16 protein-coding genes are annotated in these 16,137 nt (G+C 64.2%); 7 read left to right on the forward strand and 9 right to left on the reverse strand.

The features are described from left to right. Positions 1-34 precede the first annotated feature (34 nt). Both HCU64_RS08705 and serA read left to right on the forward strand, forming a co-directional pair. The gene (locus HCU64_RS08705) at positions 35-1,207 is read left to right on the forward strand and encodes a phosphoserine transaminase (protein ID WP_233383433.1); all 1,173 of its coding nucleotides are present in this window, start codon (positions 35-37) and stop codon (positions 1,205-1,207) included. 201 nt (positions 1,208-1,408) lie between these two features. Next, a complete protein-coding gene (gene serA / locus HCU64_RS08710) occupies positions 1,409-3,001 on the forward strand; it encodes a phosphoglycerate dehydrogenase (RefSeq protein WP_233383434.1) in 1,593 nt (530 codons plus the stop codon). 91 nt (positions 3,002-3,092) lie between these two features. Here the strand turns inward: serA and HCU64_RS08715 are convergent, their stop codons facing one another. Then, a complete protein-coding gene (locus tag HCU64_RS08715) occupies positions 3,093-4,652 on the reverse strand; it encodes a serine hydrolase (RefSeq protein WP_233383435.1) in 1,560 nt (519 codons plus the stop codon). 178 nt (positions 4,653-4,830) lie between these two features. Then, a complete protein-coding gene (locus HCU64_RS08720; RefSeq protein WP_233383436.1) occupies positions 4,831-5,145 on the reverse strand; it encodes a DUF2853 family protein in 315 nt (104 codons plus the stop codon). Positions 5,146-5,320: 175 nt separating this feature from the next. On the opposite strand from HCU64_RS08720, the gene mtnA reads away from it, so the two are divergent. Together mtnA and HCU64_RS08730 are read left to right on the forward strand one after the other, a co-directional pair. Beyond that, positions 5,321-6,418, forward strand: a complete 1,098-nt coding sequence (gene mtnA / locus HCU64_RS08725; protein WP_233383437.1) for an S-methyl-5-thioribose-1-phosphate isomerase — start codon at positions 5,321-5,323, stop codon at positions 6,416-6,418. Positions 6,419-6,530: 112 nt separating this feature from the next. Continuing rightward, on the forward strand, positions 6,531-6,824 hold the full coding sequence (locus tag HCU64_RS08730; RefSeq protein WP_233383438.1) for a hypothetical protein: 294 nt from the start codon (positions 6,531-6,533) through the stop codon (positions 6,822-6,824). 100 nt (positions 6,825-6,924) lie between these two features. Here HCU64_RS08730 and HCU64_RS08735 read toward each other — a convergent pair whose 3' ends face one another. The 4 genes from HCU64_RS08735 to HCU64_RS08750 form a co-directional block, all read right to left on the reverse strand. Next, a complete protein-coding gene (locus HCU64_RS08735) occupies positions 6,925-8,229 on the reverse strand; it encodes an MFS transporter (protein WP_233383439.1) in 1,305 nt (434 codons plus the stop codon). A 105-nt stretch (positions 8,230-8,334) separates the two neighbouring features. Continuing rightward, positions 8,335-8,715, reverse strand: coding sequence for a tautomerase family protein (locus tag HCU64_RS08740; protein WP_233383440.1), 381 nt, complete (start codon positions 8,713-8,715; stop codon positions 8,335-8,337). Positions 8,716-8,765: 50 nt separating this feature from the next. Continuing rightward, entirely contained in the window at positions 8,766-9,128 is a 363-nt protein-coding gene (locus HCU64_RS08745) for a MarR family winged helix-turn-helix transcriptional regulator (protein WP_233383441.1), read from the reverse strand. A gap of 132 nt (positions 9,129-9,260) precedes the next feature. Next, a complete protein-coding gene (locus tag HCU64_RS08750; protein WP_233383442.1) occupies positions 9,261-10,250 on the reverse strand; it encodes a MaoC family dehydratase in 990 nt (329 codons plus the stop codon). Between the two features lie 253 nt (positions 10,251-10,503). Here HCU64_RS08750 and HCU64_RS08755 point away from each other — a divergent pair, with 253 nt between their 5' ends. Then, the gene (locus tag HCU64_RS08755; RefSeq protein ID WP_442785930.1) at positions 10,504-11,022 is read left to right on the forward strand and encodes a septal ring lytic transglycosylase RlpA family protein; all 519 of its coding nucleotides are present in this window, start codon (positions 10,504-10,506) and stop codon (positions 11,020-11,022) included. 157 nt (positions 11,023-11,179) lie between these two features. Here the strand turns inward: HCU64_RS08755 and ychF are convergent, their stop codons facing one another. From ychF to HCU64_RS08770, 3 genes are all read right to left on the reverse strand, one after another. Next, positions 11,180-12,277 (reverse strand): redox-regulated ATPase YchF, encoded by a 1,098-nt coding sequence (gene ychF / locus HCU64_RS08760; protein ID WP_233383443.1) that lies wholly within the window; start codon positions 12,275-12,277, stop codon positions 11,180-11,182. A 64-nt stretch (positions 12,278-12,341) separates the two neighbouring features. Continuing rightward, entirely contained in the window at positions 12,342-12,962 is a 621-nt protein-coding gene (pth, locus tag HCU64_RS08765; protein WP_233383444.1) for an aminoacyl-tRNA hydrolase, read from the reverse strand. Positions 12,963-13,055: 93 nt separating this feature from the next. Beyond that, a complete protein-coding gene (locus tag HCU64_RS08770) occupies positions 13,056-13,751 on the reverse strand; it encodes a 50S ribosomal protein L25/general stress protein Ctc (protein ID WP_233383445.1) in 696 nt (231 codons plus the stop codon). A 373-nt stretch (positions 13,752-14,124) separates the two neighbouring features. Here HCU64_RS08770 and HCU64_RS08775 point away from each other — a divergent pair, with 373 nt between their 5' ends. Both HCU64_RS08775 and HCU64_RS08780 read left to right on the forward strand, forming a co-directional pair. Next, positions 14,125-14,373 carry a hypothetical protein gene (locus HCU64_RS08775; RefSeq protein ID WP_233383446.1) on the forward strand — a complete coding sequence of 83 codons (249 nt, stop codon included), beginning with the start codon at positions 14,125-14,127 and terminating at the stop codon, positions 14,371-14,373. A gap of 202 nt (positions 14,374-14,575) precedes the next feature. Continuing rightward, the gene (locus tag HCU64_RS08780) at positions 14,576-16,078 is read left to right on the forward strand and encodes a phosphomannomutase/phosphoglucomutase (RefSeq protein ID WP_233383447.1); all 1,503 of its coding nucleotides are present in this window, start codon (positions 14,576-14,578) and stop codon (positions 16,076-16,078) included. The last annotated feature ends 59 nt before the right edge of the window (positions 16,079-16,137 follow it).

Consider the following 16,137-nt stretch of genomic DNA (forward strand, 5'->3'; position numbering starts at 1 on the left):
AACGGGAGGCGCCCATCTGTAAGGATGGATTGACATGATAGATCGGCCCAACACGCGCCCGCGCGTGCCTAATTTCTCGTCTGGACCTACGGCCAAGCGCCCTGGCTGGACACTCGCCGCGCTAGACGGCGCCGCCCTCGGGCGCTCCCACAGATCCGCTCCCGGCAAGGCCAAGCTCCGCGAGGCCATCGAGCTGACGCGCGAGGTTCTGCGCGTGCCGGCCGATTACCGCATCGGCATCGTGCCCGCCTCGGATACCGGCGCCATGGAAATGGCGATGTGGTCGATGCTCGGCCCGAAGCCGGTCGAGGTCATGGCCTGGGATTCCTTCGGGGCCGAGTGGGTCACCGACACGCTCAAGCAGCTCAAGATCGACCCGATCGTGCGCACGACGGAGCACGGCGTTCTGCCGGCCCTCGACGCGATCGATACGCGGCACAACGACATCGTCTTCACCTGGAACGGCACCACGGCCGGCGTGCGCATCCCGCACAGCGACTGGATCGCCGACGACCGCGAGGGCGTCACGATCTGCGACGCCACCTCCGCAGCTTTCGCGATGCCACTGCCGTGGGACAAGCTCGATGTCGTCACCTATTCCTGGCAGAAGGTGATGGGCGGCGAGGCCGCGCACGGCATGCTGATCCTCTCGCCCCGCGCCGTGGCGCGCATCGAGAGCCACGTTCCGGCTTGGCCGCTGCCGAAGATCTTCCGCATGACCAAGGGCGGAAAGCTGATCGAAGGCATCTTCCAGGGCGACACCATCAACACGCCCTCGATGCTCGCGGTCGAGGACTATCTCGACACGCTGAGATGGGGCCAGTCGATCGGCGGGCTCGACGCGCTGCATGCGCGCGCCGACGCCAACGCCAAGGTGCTCCACGACTGGGTCGCCCGGACCCCTTGGATCGGCCACCTCGCCATGGACCCGGCGACCTACACCAACACGGGCGTCTGCCTCGTGATCTCCGACCCCGAGGTTCTCGCCCAGGGTGATGCGGTGGTGGCGAAGGTCGCCAAGGGCATCGTCGACCGGCTCGACAAGGAAGGCGTCGCCTACGATCTCGGCGCCTACCGGGATGCGCCTCCCGGCCTGCGCATCTGGTGCGGTGCGACCGTCGAGGCCTCCGACCTCGAGGCGCTGACGCCGTGGCTCGACTGGGCGTTCTTCGAAGAGAAGAAGGCTTTGGCTGCCGCTGCGGCATAGCTCGACGTGCTCAACCCTCTCCCCTCTGCGGGAGAGGGTGCCTCGCGGATGCGAGGCGGGAGAGGGGAGCGCCCTCTCCGGAAATGTCGCACCCCTCTCCCGACCCTCGCTGACGCGAGGGCCACCCTCTCCCGCGGAGGGGAGAGGGTTCGCGCGGGTGCGTCTCGCTACATCCCCTTTCCCTTCGAGCCGGAGGCCATCATGCCCGCTCCCAAAGTTCTGATTTCCGACGCCCTATCGGAAGCCGCCGTCCAGATCTTCCGTGATCGGGGCATCGAGGTCGATTTCCAGCCGAACCTCGGCAAGGACAAGGAAGGCCTCGCCGCCATCATCGCCAACTATGACGGCCTCGCCATCCGCTCGAACACCAAGGCGACGGCCAAGCTCCTCGCCGAGGCGAAGAACCTCAAGGTGATCGGCCGTGCCGGCATCGGCGTCGACAATGTCGACGTTCCGGCGGCGACCGCCAAGGGCGTGATCGTGATGAACACGCCGTTCGGCAACTCGATCACCACCGCCGAACACGCCATCGCCATGATGTTCGCGCTGGCCCGCCAGATCCCGCAGGCAGACGTCTCCACCCAGGCCGGCAAGTGGGAGAAGAACCGCTTCATGGGTATCGAGCTGACGGCCAAGACACTCGGCGTCATCGGCTGCGGCAATATCGGCGCGAACGTCGCCGAGCGGGCCATCGGCCTGAAGCTGAAGGTGATCGCCTACGATCCCTTCCTGTCCCCCGAGCGGGCGCTAGCCCTCGGCGTCGAGAAGGTCGAGCTCGACCAACTGCTCGCGCGGGCCGACATCATCACGCTGCACGTGCCGATGACGGACAAGACCCGCAACGTCCTCTCGGAGGAAAACCTTGCCAAGACGAAGCGCGGCGTGCGGATCGTCAACTGCGCCCGTGGCGGACTCGTCGACGAGCAGGCCTTGCGCGCAGCCCTCGACTCCGGCCACGTTGCCGGTGCGGCCTTCGACGTGTTCGTGACGGAGCCGGCGACGGAGAACCCGCTCTTCGGGCACCCGAACGTCATCTGCACGCCGCATCTCGGCGCCTCGACCTCTGAGGCGCAGGAAAACGTGGCGCTACAGGTCGCCGAGCAGATGTCGGACTACCTGCTCTCCGGCGCCATCTCCAATGCGGTCAACTTCCCGTCAATCTCGGCGGAGGAAGCACCGCGCCTCAAGCCCTTCGTGGCCCTCGCCGAAAAGCTCGGCTCGTTCCTCGGCCAGCTCACCGAAGCGCCGATCAAGGGCATCCGCATCACGTACGAGGGCGCGGTCGCCGACATGAACACCCGCGCGCTCACCTCCGCCGCCGTGACAGGCGTGTTGCGGCCGTTCCTGCAGGACGTGAACATGGTCTCCGCGCCGGTCATCGCGAAGGATCGTGGCATCGTCATCGACGAGGTGAAGCGAGAGGGCGGTGTCAGCGATTACGAATCGCTCATCCGCATCACGGTCGACGCCGAGGACATGCCGCGGGATGCTGCTGGCACTGTTTTCCACGACGGTAAGCCGCGCATCGTCGAGATCCGCAGCATCGAAATGGACGCCGCACTCGCCCCGCACATGCTCTACGTGCGCAATCATGACCGGCCGGGCTTCATCGGCGCGTTCGGCAGCGTACTCGGCGAGGCTGGCGTCAACATCGGCACGTTCAGCCTCGGCCGCGATGTGGAAGGCGGGAACGCCATCGCTTTCGTCGCCGTGGACGCTCCGGTGCCGGGAGACGTTCTGCGCCGCATCGAGGCGATCCCACAGGTGAAGCGGGTACGGCCGGTCAACTTCTGAAGCCGCGGCCAGACCGATCAGTCGCCAAGGACACTCGGCTCGCCTGAGCCGGGTGTCTGCCGTCATTGACGGCCGCGCTTCCGCGCGAAGACTATTCCTTCTGACGATCGAGCGTACCGAGACCATAGGCGTTCATCGCTTCCACGGTCATCGCGCTGGCGTTGCCATCGCTGCCGATGGTGAAGCGGATCGCGGACGGTCGGTTTGGAGCCTCCGCATCCGGAAAGGCGAGGAACAGATCCCGATCGAAATGGCGCAGCGGATAGGTGCGCGCACCATCGGGCCCGATCGTCAGCGTCAGGCCACCGTTCACCTCGGCCACGATCGCTTGCCCGACGAAAGCATTGGCGTACCGGCCGCTATAGGATGCGAGCGTCAGGGATGCCGTCGCGCCGGCCGGAGGCTGGGCGTACGTGGCCTTGGCCTCGGCGATCGCTGGCCCGAACATGGCCGTGTACACGTCGCCCCAATCCTTCACCCAATCCCGGCCCACCGTCCCGTCGAAGACGAGGTCGGCGAAGCTGTCCGCCAATCCCTCCGGCACGCCCGACGGAAAGGCGTTCGTCAGGAGAACGATGCCGAACCTCGGCTTCGGATGGATCGAGACCAGCGTTTGCGCTCCGACACTGAAGGCGCCGGCATGGCCCCAAGTGAGCCCATGGCGGCCGAATTCGACGTTCCAGCCCAGCCCGTAGAACGAGGCGCCTCCGCTGACGGGATTGGTACCTCGTGACGTCAACGGCACATGGGTATCGTCAAGCGCAGACGCGGCGATGAGTTGCTTGCCATCGAAGCGTCCGTTGCCGATTTCGAGTTGCAGCCACTGGGCGAGATCACGCGCGTTGGCGCTGATGCCTCCGGCCGGCGCCTGCGGATCTGGATTGCGCTGGACCCGCGCAACCCATGCCCCCGCGGCTCGGACGTGCAAAGCGGCTCGATTGGTGCGTGTCAGGAAGTCCGCGTGGGTCGTACTCGTGGAGGCCATGCCGAGCGGGCCAAAGAGCTTCTCCCGGGCCACAATGTCCCAGGGTTTGCCAGTCGGCTTCGCGGCGGCGACGGCACCCTCCGTCAGGCCGAAGTTGCTGTAGGAATAGCCTGCGCGGAAGCTGGATGACGGTGGGACGAGGCGCAATCGGTGCAGGATCTCGGCCTGGGCGTAACCGATATCTTCGAGATCGTTCCCGGCGATGCCCGGTAGGCCGCTGCGGTGATTGAACAGATCCCGCACGGTCACCTGGGAGGTCGGATAGGCGTCGTGGAGCTGAAACCCAGGATCGAGATCCGAAACGCGCGAGTCCCAACCGACCACGCCTTCGCTCACCAGAGCCGCCACCACAGTTGCGGAAATCGGCTTCGACAGGGAAGCGATCTGAAAGACCGTCTCGGCGTCGACGAGATCGGGTTTGCCCACTTCCCTGCGGCCGAAACCCTTCAGGAAGAGCGTTCGGTCCTCGAACGCCACCGCAATTGCGAGTCCCGGGACGAGGCCAGCATCGATGACCTGCCTCGCCAACGCTTCGAGTTTCGGCAACGCCAACTCGATCTGAGCCTGCGTGACGGTCTGCGCTGCTGCAGCACGCGCTTCTATGACTGCAAAGCCGAGCAGAAGGCATGCAAACTTGAAGCCTCTGCTCGAACGAGATCGCGACATCGCACCACCGCTTCGATCTCGGTCGGCCGCAGTCAGAGCGGGGCTGTGCACCGGCCTTAACAATCGATGTTGCCGGCATGAGGCCGACGGCTCCATGCGAAGCAGCCTCATCCGACGCCGACGGCTCGATGGACTGCCTCGCTGAGTTTCCCATCGTCGCCGAAACGACTTGGGTCCTTCAAGCGAAGGTATCGAGCTTCCCGTGATGCTCGGCGAGAAGGTAATAGAAGGTCAGCCGCGACTTGCTGCGCGAGCCCTTCATCTTCTCCGCGACGGCCTTGATCGAAGCATCGAGGTCCGGGCCGGACAGGCCGAGTTTTTTCTCCAGGAAGTTCTTGCGCACCGTCTCCAGTTCCGCCTTGTCGGAGGCTGCGACATAGCGGGAATCGGCTTTCGACAGGACGAGACGATAGGTCTTGGCGAGGCCTTCGACCGCCTTCTCGTTGACAGGTGCCTTGGCGTATTTCTTCACGTCCTCGAGATGATCCGACATGGCGAAACTCCCCTTCGACCGTTGGTGGTCATCAGCAGAATGCCGCAATTTGACGTAAAGCGGCACGGGTATGCGTGACCGTCCACAGTCAAGCGGGCGGCTGAACAGTATCATAGGGCACGGATCGGTCGCGGTAACGCCGCTCCACCGTAAATAGCGCAAGGTGTATCGAGGCATGAAGATCAACGGCCGGCACTACCGCACCATCTTCCCTGATGCCGATGGCAGCACCGTCCAGGTGATCGACCAGACCCGCCTGCCCTTCGCCTTCGAGTTGCAGCGCCTAGCTACCGTAGACGATGCCGCGCGGGCGATCCGCACCATGGTGGTGCGCGGAGCGCCACTCATCGGTGTCACCGCCGCCTACGGGCTGGCTCTGGCCATGCGCGAGGATTCCTCGTCCGAGAGCATCGAGCGAGCGGTCAAAGCGCTCGCCGCAACCCGCCCGACTGCGATCAACCTGCGCTGGGCCCTCGATCGGGCGGCGACGCTGCTGCGCGCGGCACCTCCGGCTGAGCGCGAAGCCCTGGCCTTCACCGAAGCCGCCCGAATCGCCGACGAGGACGTCGCGAACTGCCGCTCCATCGGCGAGCACGGTGCCCGCATCCTCTCCGAGATCGCCGAACGCAAGAGCGGCCCGGTGAACGTGCTGACCCATTGCAATGCCGGCTGGCTTGCGACCGTTGACTGGGGCACCGCGCTGGCGCCGATCTACGTGGCGCATGATGCCGGCGTTCCGGTCCACGTTTGGGTAGACGAGACCCGGCCCCGCAACCAGGGCGCTGCGCTGACCGCCTTCGAGCTCAATGCCCACGGCGTGCCGCATACAGTCATCGCCGATAATGCGGGCGGCCACCTCATGCAGCACGATCAGGTCGACATCTGCATCGTCGGCTCGGATCGCACAACGGCGAGCGGAGATGTCTGCAACAAGATCGGTACCTACCTGAAAGCACTCTCCGCACACGACAATCACGTGCCGTTCTATGCCGCCCTGCCCTTCTCGACGATTGACTGGACTCTGAATGACGGCGTCGAAGAGATCCCGATCGAGGAGCGGGACGGCCGCGAGGTCACGCATCTCATCGGCCGTACCGACGAAGGCGACTTCGCAACCGTGCAGGTGGTTTCGCCGGGCAGCCCCGTGGCCAACCCTGCCTTCGACGTGACCCCGGCAAGGCTCGTTACCGGGATCATCACCGAGCGCGGTGTGGCAGAGCCGAGCGCGGAAGGACTGCTAAGCCTGTATCCGGAGCGCCGGCGAGCGGCCTGATCAGGTCTCGTCTAAGTTCGGTGCGATAGATCACATTCATCGTGCCCGTCGTTTGCCATCACCGCGGCAACGCCGGCTCCAGAGTCGGCCTCCACTGCGGACGGTGCCGACGATGCACATCCTGACACCACGCGGCCGGGCAAGTGCCCGGTCGGCCACCCTCACCTTCGGATCGGTCGCCGGGAGCATCTGGCTGATCAGCCTCGTCGCGGCGATGCTGGTTAAATCGAGTCCTGCCGGGCGCTCCCTAACCCTGGATCTTGCCGGCGTCACAACAGTGCTGATGGTGGTCTTCGTCCTGCCGGCCATGCTTTGCGCCTGGCGCGGCTGGTGGTCCGGTGTAGCGCTCTCGCTATTTGGCGTAATGCTCGCAGTGGCGGGTCTGATAGCCTTCGCAAGCACTTGATCGGGTACCAGAAGGCCGGGATCAGACGGTGGCGCGCTCGGGCGACGTAGACATCGTAGCCCTCCAGGCCCGATCGCAGTCTTTGCTGCGGCGCCGGCGCCTATGCCCCGGCCGCCTGTGGGGAGGCGGGGATCGGCTCGTCGGCTGCGTGCGGACCTCCGACGAACATCGCCATCAGCGCCGCGACGAGGCAGAGCAAGCCGGCCGCGACGAAGGCCGCAAAATAGTCCCCAGAATTGGTGCGTACCACCCCCGCGAGTGAGGCCGCTGCCGCTGCGCCGATCTGGTGCACCGCGGCGATCCAGCCAAACATCAGTGCAGCATTCTCTTCGCCGAAGGCGCGTCCCGCGAGGCTCACCGTCGGCGGCACGGTCGCGATCCAGTCCAGGCCATAGAACACCGCGAAAAGCGACAGCCCGTAAAAGCTGATGTCGAAGGAATAGGGCAGGAAGATCAGCGAGAGCCCGCGCAGGGCATAATACCAGGCGAGCAACTTCCGACCGTCAAAACGGTCGGTAAGCCAGCCCGACGCGGTGGTGCCGACGAGATCACACAAACCCATCAAAGCCAAGAGACCGGCAGCGGTGACCTCCGGGATACCGTGGTCGATGCAGGCGGGGATCAAATGCGTGCCGACGAGCCCGTTCGTGGAGGCACCACAGATGAAGAACGTGCCGGAGAGCAGCCAAAAATCCTTTGAGCGCAGGCCCGTGGCGAGCCCCTGGAGTGCACGCCGCGCCGGGTTCACGCCGTCCGCCAGCCTGGGCTTGACCTCGGCCTCCCCGTAACGAGGCAGGCCGAAATCGGATGGACGGTCGCGCAGCAGCAGGGCAACGAGCGGCACCAGAGCCAAGGCTGCAGCGGCAACGGCGAGCGAGACGGCGCGCCAGCCCTGGCTCACGGCGAGGCTCGCCAGCATCGGCAAGAAGACGAGCTGCCCCGTTGCGCTGCTCGCGGTCAGCAGGCCGAGTACGAGCCCGCGATGGCGGAAGAACCAGCGGTTCGCCACGGTCGCGCCGAGTACGTTGGCGACCATTCCCGAGCCCGAACCGACCACGATCCCCCATAGCAACAGCATCTGCCACGGCGCGCTCATCCAGGCAGTGGAAGCTGTGCCCGCGGCGAGCACGAGCAGCGCAGCGCAGACGGAGCGGCGCAGGCCGAAGCGTTCGATGATGGCCACCGCGAAGGGCCCGATCATGCCGTAGAGGAAGATGTTGACGGCGATCGCCACGCTGATCGTCGCGGCTGACCAGCCGAACTCGCGCTCCCACGGCACGATCATGATGCCGGGCGTCGCGCGGACGCCGGCCCCGACCAGCAGCACAACGAATGTGACTGCAGCCACAACCCATGCATAGTGAATGCGGGTTGTGCTGATCGGCTTGGTCGAGCGTGCAGACATGGCTTCCTGAGTGGCAAGGCCGGCCGTGGGGATGTTTGTCGGCAGATTGCCAGCGTCATTCCGGTTCTCGCCTTGCGGCGAACCTCAGAATGACGCTGGCATCGGCTAGGCGTATTGCGCCTCGCCGTTCCCGAAGGACCAGTTCTCTTTCGAGACCTCCACGAGGCTGATGAACACGTCCTCGCGGCGCAGACCCAGCCGATCGTGCAGGCCATCGGCGACCTGTCTGTAGAAGGCCTGCTTCTTCTCGAGGGTGCGCCCCGCATTCAGAGTCAGCTGAATCACGACGCAGTCGGGCGTCCGCTGGATGCCGAGATAGGTCGGGTCGATGATCAGGTCGGCAGCTGGATGCTCGGTGATGACCTGGAAGCGATCATCCTTCGGCGCGCCGAGCGCCGAGACGATTGCCTCGTAGACAACGTCACCAATGGTACGGCGGTACTCGACGGACTTACCTTCGATGAGGTCGATGCGAGCCAGGGGCATTGATCTCTCCTTACGGGTACATACCCGTTCTTGCACAAATGGACTGACAATCACGTCCGCTGAAGCGCGGTCAGGTTCTCAGCGATTGTATCGAAGGCGGCCGGTCCCATCGCTTCGGACAATTGAGCCTGAGCCTCGCGCCAATATGGCAGGGCTTTCTCGATGGCTGAGGTGCCAATCTCGGTCAGGTGCACGATGCGTTCGCGCTGGTCGGTCTCTCCTACGTCCAGCCGGACGAGGCCACGCCGCTCCAAGGGATCGAGATTCCGACCCATGGTCGAACGGTCGAGAGCCGTCTCCGCGGCCAACCGCGTCACCGAGACCGGGCCTAGCCGCGAAAGCGTCCGCAGCACCGAGAATTGAGTGATCCGCAGATCGACCGGCTTGAGCGCTTCGTCATAGGTCGCGGTCACCGAGCGGGTGATGCGGCGGAGCGTGCTGCAAAGGCATGGCTTGTCGGATGACATTATGCGGGTATATACGCATGTATTGGTGAAAGCCAAGGGCCTTCTTCGTCAGCTGTCGTACGATGCTCGGCGATGAACTCAGGCGGACCACTGCCAGAAGACGGATCCGGTAAATTCGAAGACCGGCTCGCCCCTCTGGTTCTCGGCCGTGTTGTGATGATGCGCGAGTCCCCAGCCCGGCCGCGACGTGGAGGCACGGGCGCCGACGAGCTTCGTAGCGTAACGCAGCGTATCGCCGGCATAGACCGGCCGTAGCCAGCGCATGTTCTTAAAGCCCGGAGAAGGGCCAAGTTGAGGCACCGGACCGTGCTTCGCGGTCAGCACCATGTCGCGGGCCCATGTCGCATGCAGCCGCTTCATCCAGACGGCGGCCGTGTGCCAGCCGGATGCACAGAGGCCGCCGAAATGGCTCGCCCGCGCCGCCTCGGCATCGGTATGAAACGCCTGAGGGTCGTAGACTTTGGCAAAGGCAATGATCGCCTCGGGCTCGAAGCGGTATTGGCCTAAATCGCGCGACGCTCCGATCTCCGCCTCGCCGAGAAATGGTAGTAACGAGGCGTCATCGCCTTCCAGCAAAGGCTCGGAAGGCTCCTCAAAGGTGACGCTGCGCGGCGCGGGCGTGTGGCCGCGCCGCGCGAACATCGCCCCGAAGGCCTGCGTCATTACCGGCTCGCCCTCGCCGTCGGTTATCGTCAGCTTGAACCGGGCAAAGCCGCGGTCGGGCTTCGAGCTGGAAGGGCGCACCTCCTCGACGCGTATCGTGGCAATGAGGACGTCGCCGGGCAGCACGGGCTTGAGCCAGCGCAATTCGTCGATGCCCGGCGAGCCCATTGAGCTCGAATTCAGCATAAGCCCTTCGGCCAGCAGACGCATGCCGTAAGATGCGGTCTGCCAGCCGGAGCCGATCAGCGTGCCGACGAAGGTCTTTTTGGCGGCTTCTTCGTCTAGGTGAAAAGGCTGCGGATCGAAGTCTCTGGCGAAGGCGACCATGGCCTCGCGCGTGGCTGTGATAGGGCCGCCGGTGAATTCCTGGCCGGGTTCGAGGTCTTCGAAATGATGGAAGTGCATCGCGGGCCGGATCGTGGATGGGATCGACGTCCCGGCTAGCACGCGCCGATGCCACCCTGCCACTCTCCGAAAGCGCCGACTGCCCTGTGCGCGAGGCAGATCAACTCATTACACCGATAAACAGTGCAAATTGACCCCTAGCGCAGCGAACAGTTTCTATTTCTGCATCCACAAGATTTAACGCACATATCGGAACAAATTTGCAATTTATCCATTCGCCGAATTGTTCGATGATTTGAGGACACGTGCAGTGATGAAGTTTGCGCGGGTACGCATCTTTGAAAGCTTGACCTTTGGAACAGCAATACTCGTTTCGCTGTCGATCGCGCCAACCGCCTCCGCACAGACGGCTGCCAACACGCAGCGTCCGCCTACATTCGCATTTCCAGAAGTGCAGTCGATGATTCCGTCAGGTGAACCTAAGGCGATGGGCTCAACCAAGACTAAGGCAACGTTGACGGCAGCATCACACGGTCGAGGGCGTCAAATCAGCAGCGGGCGTGCCACGTATTACGAGCATCCCGGCCGAACGGCGAGCGGCGAACCTTACAACCCGAATGGACTGACTGCGGCCCACCACTCCTTGCCGTTCGGCACCAGGATCCGGGTCGTCAACAAGAGCAACGGTCGGGCGGTCGTCGTGCGGATCACCGATCGCACCAACCAGAAAACCAATGCGACGCGGCCGTATGTGATCGATCTCTCACGCCGAAGTGCCCATGCCATTGGCATCACCAGCGTAGGAATGGTTGCACTGTATCAAGCTGAGTAGCGTTCTACCGAAGATGCCGCCCAGGTGGTCGGAAATGGCATCAGCGCTCGCCACGCTCGGATACGGATGCTGACCGGTTCCCTGAAGTCGGCGAATACGGGCGGTCTCTGACGGTCACGCGTTGCTGACCGTCAGAGACCGCCTGCTGAGTTCCACCTCAATTGGCGAAGCGGAAATGCAGCACGTCGCCGTCCTGCACGACGTATTCCTTGCCCTCCAGCCGCAGCTTGCCGGCATCGCGGGCGCCGGCCTCGCCATTGAGGCTCGTGTAGTCCTTGAAGGCGATCGTCTCGGCCCGGATGAAACCCTTCTCGAAATCCGAGTGGATCACGCCGGCGGCGCCTGGGGCACGGGTGCCCTTGGTAATGGTCCAGGCGCGGGCCTCCTTCGGGCCGGCGGTGAAATAGGTGATCAGGCCGAGGAGGTCGTAGCCGGCGCGGATCACGCGGTTCAGCCCCGGCTCCGTGAGGCCGACCGCTTCCAGGAAGTCACCCTGGTCGGCCTTCGCCATGACCGCGATCTCGCTCTCGATCTTGGCGGAGACGACGACGGCCACGGCATTCTCGGCCTTGGCGCGCACGAACACTTTCTCGGAATAGCCGTTGCCCTTGTCGGCATCGCCCTCGTCGACGTTGCAGACGTAGAGCACGGGCTTGGCCGTCAACAGTCCGAGTTGTCGAAACAGGAACTCTTCCTCTGGCTTGCGCTCGACCACTCGCGCCGGCTTGCCATCGCGCAGCAACGGCAGCGTGCGATTGACGAGGTCGAGGAATTCCTTGGCTTCTTTGTCGTTGCCACGGGCGCGCTTCTCGAGGGCAACGATGCGCTTCTCGAGGCTCTCGAGATCCGCGAGCATGAGCTCGGTCTCGATGGTCTCGATGTCGGCATTCGGATCGACTTTGCCCTCGACATGGGTGACGTCGCCGTCGTCGAAGCAGCGCACGACGTGAGCGATGGCGTCGCATTCGCGGATGTTGGCGAGGAACTGGTTGCCGAGCCCCTCCCCTTTCGAAGCGCCGCGCACGAGACCCGCGATGTCGACGAAGGTCAGCCGCGTCGGGATGATCTCCTTCGAGGTGGCGATCTTGGCAAGGTCATCGAGGCGCGGATCAGGGACCGCCACGTCGCCGACATTCGGCTCGATGGTGCAGAACGGATAATTGGCGGCCTGCGCCGCAGCCGTTTGCGTCAGCGCGTTGAAGAGGGTCGACTTGCCGACGTTCGGCAGGCCGACGATGCCGCATTTGAAGCCCATGGATCACCTGTTCCTGCAGCGAGCGCCGCTTCGGCTGCTCGAAAACGTTCTTTGAGGCGTCAGGTCAACCCTGTGCCTTCGTGTCCTTGCCCGGCGGTTTGGGGTCGGTCCAGCCGCGGCCGACCATGGCGAGGTGGACCTTGTTCTGGAAGCTTTCGTTCTCGCCGGCGGCGACCAGGGGGGCGTTGTCCGCCGCCGCCCGGCAGAGGTCCTCGACCCAGGGCTCTTCGGACTTGCCGAAATCGTTGAGAACGAAGGCTTGGACCAGTGCCTTGTCGCCAGGATGGCCGATGCCGAGCCGCACGCGGCGATACTCGTTTCCGCAGCAGGCCGTGATCGAGCGCAGGCCATTGTGGCCGGCATTGCCGCCGCCCTTCTTCACCCGGAGCTTGGCGGGGGCGAGGTCGAGTTCGTCGTGGAGCACGATCACGTCCTCCAGGGCCACCTTATAGAACCGCTGCGCTTCGCCGACCGAGCGGCCGGATTCGTTCATGAAGGTCTGTGGCTTGAGCAGGATGGCGCGCTCGGTGCCGAGCACCACCTCGGCCGCCTCCCCCTGGAAGCGGCGCCGGAACGGGCTGGCGCGATGCACACGGGCGATCTCATCGACTGCCATGAAGCCGATATTGTGCCGGTTCTTCGCGTAGCGGGCGCCCGGATTGCCCAAGCCAACGATGAGTCGCATGGCCGCCTCGTCGCGATAAAGAAACGGCCCCGGCCGCATGAGCCGGAGCCGATGTGAGCACAGGAGACCGAAGGGGCTGGACGCCCCTTCCGATCACTCCTTGTCGGACTTCTCGTCGTCTTTGGACTCGCCGGCTTCGGCCTCGGCTTCGCCCTTGTCGTCGGCGGACTCGGCAGACTGAGCCTCAGCGAGAGCAGCCTCCTCGGCCTCGACCTCGGCGCCGAGAACGGTCGGCGGCACAATGTTGGCGACCGGCTCGCCGACGTCACCCGTGTAGGTCCCGGCGGGGATCTTGATGTCGGAGACGTGGATCACGTCGCCAACCTCGCGACCGGTCAGATCGACCTCGATGGCCTCGGGAATCTGGTCGGGAGCGACGGTGAGTTCGAGCGTGTGGTGCACGATGTTGAGCGTGCCGCCGGTCTTCTTGATACCGGGCGCCGCATCCTCGTTGAGGAAGTGCACCGGAACCGCGACGGTCACGGTTTGGCCGGCGACGATGCGCAGGAAGTCGACGTGCAGCGGAACGCCGGTCACCGGGTCGAGCTGGAAGTCGCGCGGGATGGCGCGGGTCTTCTTGCCGCCGGCATTGATCTCGAACACGGTGGTCTTGAAACCGCCGGCATAGATCAGGGTGCGGGTGCGAATGAGGTCGATGGCGATCGACTGCGGGGCTTGGCCTCCCCCGTAGATGACGGCGGGAACTTGGCCTTGGCGACGAACGGCCCGGGCGGCCCCCTTGCCGGCCCGGTCGCGTGCCACGGCCTCAAGCGACTTCGGTGCGCTCATGGCGTGATCCTTTTCGATTGCATGATCGGGAACGACAAAGGCCGCCCAAAGCGGACGGCCCGAAATCGAACCCAGTACGCCCCTGCCTCCAAGGGTGTCGGGGGGCGTGGCGAGGCACATACAGGGGGTTGCCCCGGAAGGCAATCCAGAGGGTCGCGCGCGAAGCCGATGAAATCCATTACTCGCGCCGACGGCGAGATTTCTCGCTTCAAGTCGACAAAAATAATTTCTGCGCAATTGGGATTAAAACGCGCGCACCGCCAAAATGAAAATTGCCAAGAAACGTACGAAACCGCACCGTTTTCTCTCGACTTTTATTTGGAACATGTCGCGCAAAACTTGCGTTTCTCGCCCAAATCAAAGGAGGAATACCATGAAACGGATCTCACTCGCCGTCGCGACCTCGCTCGCCTTGATGAGCGTGGCATTTGCCGAGGACAAAGCGGCTCAGCCGAGCACGGGCACCCCGGCCATGAAGGCCGAGGATGGCAAGATGAAGGGGCCGCCGAATGCGGCCGGCTACGAGAAGCGTGAAGGCGACGCTACCGCCACGACTGCCCCATCGGGTGGTGCGGCTGCCGCGAAGGCCACCGGCGAGGACAAGAAGGACGGCAAAAAATAAGTTGAGCCGCAAGTCGATTGTGGTCGAGGCCGCCGGGGAAAGCCGGCGGCCTTTTTCGTATCTGGCACGAATTGCGGCTCGGTCCGGCAGCTCGAAGTGAAATCTTGCTTGGGGAATGGCTGCGCTGGGCAACTTCCCTTGCTGGACCGCCCCCCTAAGTGCAATGACGCCGCCGACCAGCTTGCTTCGATAAAGGCCCGCGATGTTTCCTAAGCCGCACGCCTCTCTCACGCCGAACACCTTCGAGTTCGAGCAACTGCCCCTGGTCAAGCCCACGGGCTTCCGCGAGTACGATGCGCGCTGGCTCTTCCCGAAAGAGATCAACCTGATGGGGGTTCAGGCGCTGGGCCTCGGCATCGGCACTCTGGTCCACGAGATGGGGGTACGCCCGGATATCGTGACGGGCCACGATTTCCGCTCCTATTCCTCCTCGATCAAACTCGCGCTCATCGCCGGCATGCAGGCGGCGGGCTTGCGGGTAAAAGATGTCGGCCTCGCGCTCTCGCCGATGGCCTATTTCGGCCAGTTCGCACTGGACTGCCCTTGCGTGGCGATGGTTACTGCCTCGCACAACGACAATGGCTGGACTGGCGTGAAGATGGGCGCCAACCGCCCGATGACCTTCGGCCCCGAGGAGATGGGCCGGCTCAAAGAGATCGTCACTGGCGGCACTTTCCAGTACCGTGACGGTGGCTCCTATGAGTTCGTTGAAGGCTTCCTCGACACTTACCTCGCCGACCTCAAAAGCCGCGCCAAGCCGATCACCCGCAAACTAAAAGTCGTCGCCGCCTGCGGCAACGGCACGGCCGGAGCCTTCGCGCCTAAGCTCTTGGATTCGCTCGGCGTCGAGGTCGTGCCGCTCGACGTTACGCCCGACTACACCTTCCCGCGCTACAACCCGAACCCCGAAGACATGGAGATGCTCCACGCCATCGCGCACGCGGTGAAGGAGCATGGCGCCGATGTCGGCCTCGGCTTCGATGGTGACGGCGACCGTTGCGGTGTCGTCGACAACGAGGGCGAGGAGATTTTTGCCGACAAGATCGGCGTGATGCTGGCGCGTGATCTGTCGAAGCTGCACCCAGGCGCGACCTTCGTGGTCGATGTGAAGTCGACCGGTCTCTACAACACCGATCCGGAGCTGCAGCAGCAGGCGGTGAAGGCCGATTACTGGAAGACCGGCCATTCCTACATCAAGCGCCGGGTCAACGAGCTCGGCGCGCTGGCCGGCTTCGAGAAGTCCGGTCACTTCTTCTTCAACGAGCCGATCGGCCGCGGCTACGACGACGGCCTGCTCACGGCGATCGCCGTGATAGAGATGCTCGACCGCAATCCCGGAAGTTCGATGGCCGATCTCTATCGGGCGCTGCCAAAGACCTGGGGCTCGCCGACCATGTCGCCGCATTGCGACGATGAGGTGAAATACGGCGTCGTCGAGAAGGTCACTCAGCGCTTCCAGCAGATGAAGGATGCCGGCGAGACCGTCGGTGGCGCCAAGATCACCGACCTCGTCACGGTCAACGGCGTGCGCGTCTCGACGGAGGACGGCACCTGGGGCCTGGTGAGGGCCTCGTCCAACAAGCCGGAGTTGGTGGTGGTGATCGAGAGCCCAGTCTCGGAAGCCCGGCTCCACGAGATGTTCAAGGCCGTCGACGGCATCCTTCGCGAGAACGAAGGCATCGGCGCCTACAACCAGACGATCTAAGGCACGGGACAGTTGGCCGCGTTGCGGCCTCCCCGCTTTGGATTTGCTGCGCTCGCGGC

This window comes from Methylobacterium sp. C25 (assembly GCF_021352225.1).
Lineage (GTDB): Bacteria > Pseudomonadota > Alphaproteobacteria > Rhizobiales > Beijerinckiaceae > Methylobacterium.